Annotated in this window: 3 protein-coding genes; all 3 read right to left on the reverse strand. The window is 62.7% G+C overall.

Annotated elements, in window-relative coordinates:
- Nucleotides 1-238: DUF768 domain-containing protein (locus EN925_RS32005; RefSeq protein WP_128337210.1), on the reverse strand; the 238-nt coding region annotated here is incomplete at its 3' end.
- A 471-nt stretch (nucleotides 239-709) separates the two neighbouring features.
- Nucleotides 710-1,708 (reverse strand): N(2)-acetyl-L-2,4-diaminobutanoate deacetylase DoeB, encoded by a 999-nt coding sequence (doeB, locus tag EN925_RS32010; protein ID WP_024502317.1) that lies wholly within the window; start codon nucleotides 1,706-1,708, stop codon nucleotides 710-712.
- A gap of 5 nt (nucleotides 1,709-1,713) precedes the next feature.
- Nucleotides 1,714-2,418 (reverse strand): M24 family metallopeptidase (locus EN925_RS32015; RefSeq protein ID WP_128337209.1); only part of this gene is annotated, 705 nt, incomplete at its 5' end.

Here is a 2,418-nt window from a genome sequence, read left to right on the forward strand (position 1 = left end):
TGGGGGCCTGCTGGCTTTCTTCGGCCTCGGCCGCTTCCTCAAGCCGGGATGCGATAAGTTCCTGGATATCGCCGACTTCTTCCTGGATATCCTCCAGCGGAATGCCGACCTCGGCCGCCTCGGCGGCGCACTCCTTGGCCAAGGTTTCGGCCTGCTTGTCGATCCTTGCCTGAGGGGACTGGCAATGGACCTTTTCGCCGATCCATCCCCGCAAGAATTCGATGGCGTGTTCGCTCATACTGCTGTTCCCTGGCGGCAAAGCCGGTTGGTAATCATAAACGTCGACATCCCCCAAAGGATGCATGTCCCCATTCCAGCCGAGTCGCGGTCAGCCGGCAAGCCAATGCCGTCCAAGGTCCACAGAGCCATAGGAAATCGAGGGGTCAAGGGCATTTTCTGATTCTGGAGGGGTCGGTACCGTTGGCTGGGTCACACCCAGCGCTGCGCCACTGTTTCTATTTGCTTTTTTCCGGTTTCCGAGCCGATTTCCGTCACAATAGATGGCGCAAAACACTACACATTCACAGTTGCTTCGAGGTGCTGCCCTCGGGCGCGCGGGTCGAAGCCGCCGCTATATAGTGACATCCTCCTGCAATGTCGACTCCGCCCGCTATCCTGCTTCTTTCCGCCGCGCCGAAGGGCTCCGCGACGGACGCAGAACAAGTGACGATGGACCCGAACCGGGTGGAGCAGGCCCCGGCGGAGCCGCTCAGACGTGCACAGCCACCACCGCCGCGCAGTCGCCGGCCTTAACCAGCCCGGGGAAATGCCGCGCCGCAAGCATGCCCGACATTTTTGCCCGGATCTCCTGCGGAGCGACGCCGGTGCGGCCGGTGGAATGAATGCGCGCCAGCACCGAGCCTTCTTTGACGGGCTCACCGAGATCGACCATGGTTTCGATCATGCCGTCGTCTTCGGCGAACGAGAAACAATCGCCCGACGGCATGTCGAGCCACTGGGTTCGAGTCTTCTCGACCGCACCATCTACAATGCCGGCATGACGCAGCACGTTGAGAATGCCGCGCCTCGCGATCCGCACGGTTTGCGCGCGCGACGTGCCGCCGCCGCCAAGTTCGGTGCTGACGAAGACCTTGCCCATCTCCTCGGCTGCCGTGTCGTACATGCCAACGGCGTCGATCTCGATCATGCGCATCGAGAACGGAGCGGCAAAGGCCGCGACCGCGTCAAAGGCTTTCTGTTCCAGCGCCTTGTCGGGCAAAGTGTGCGCCGCGCAGAACGGCACGAAGTCCAGCGTCTTGCCGCCGGAGTGGAAGTCGAACACGATGTCGGCGCGAGGCAGCAGCTCACGTTGAAAGTAATCGGCGATCTTTTCGGTCACCGTTCCGTCCGGCCGGCCGGGAAAGCTGCGGTTCATGTTGCCCTTGTCGATCGGCGAGGTGCGCGTGCCGGCGCGGAACGCCGGATAGTTCATTGCCGGCACGATGATCACCGTGCCGCTGACTTGCCTGGGATCGAGGGTCCTGGCGAGATCGTAGAGGGCCAGCGGCCCCTCATATTCGTCGCCATGGTTGGCGCCGGACAGCAGAGCTGCCGGTCCGTTGCCGTTGCGGATGACGCAGATCGGTATCATCACCGAGCCCCACGCGGAATCGTCGCGGCTGTAGGGCAAGCGCAGGAAGCCGTGCTGGACGCCGTCGCGGTCGAAATCGACGGTCGGCGCGACCGGTGATGAGCGTAGATTCGACATCGGGCTCAATCCTTCACCACCAGCTTACGCGGCACATTGGCCAGGCACTCCACACCGGTTTCGGTGATCAGGATGGACTCGGTGATCTCCAGTCCCATCGTTTCCAGCCACAGGCCGGTCATGAAATGGAAGGTCATGCCGGGCTTGAGTTCGGTGCGGTCGCCGGGACGCAAGCTCATCGTGCGCTCGCCCCAGTCCGGCGGATAGGACAGTCCGATCGAATAGCCGGTGCGGTTGTCCTTGACGATGCCATACTTCTTCAGCACGGCGAAGAAGGCGTTGGCGATGTCCTCACAGGCGTTGCCGGGTTTGGCCGCGGCCAGCCCCGCTTCCATACCTTCCAGCGTCGCCTTCTCGGCATCGAGGAATTCCTGCGTCGGCTTGCCTAGGAAGACGGTGCGCGACAGCGGGCAGTGATAGCGGTTGTAGCAGCCGGCGATCTCGAAGAAGGTGCCCTCGTCCCGCTTCATCGGTCTGTCGTCCCAGGTCAGATGCGGCGCCGAGGCATCGGCACCCGACGGCAGCAGCGGCACGATCGCCGGATAGTCGCCGCCGATGCCATCGACGCCGCGCGTGCCGGCATCATAGATTTCGGCAACGAGATCGCATTTGCGCATGCCGACCTCGATCTTGTCGAAGATGCGCTGGTGCATCGCCTCGACGATGCGAGCCGCCTTGCGCATATAGTCGATCTCGGTCGGGCTCTTGAT

The organism is Mesorhizobium sp. M7A.F.Ca.US.006.04.2.1, from assembly GCF_004022915.1.
Taxonomy (GTDB): domain Bacteria; phylum Pseudomonadota; class Alphaproteobacteria; order Rhizobiales; family Rhizobiaceae; genus Mesorhizobium; species Mesorhizobium ciceri.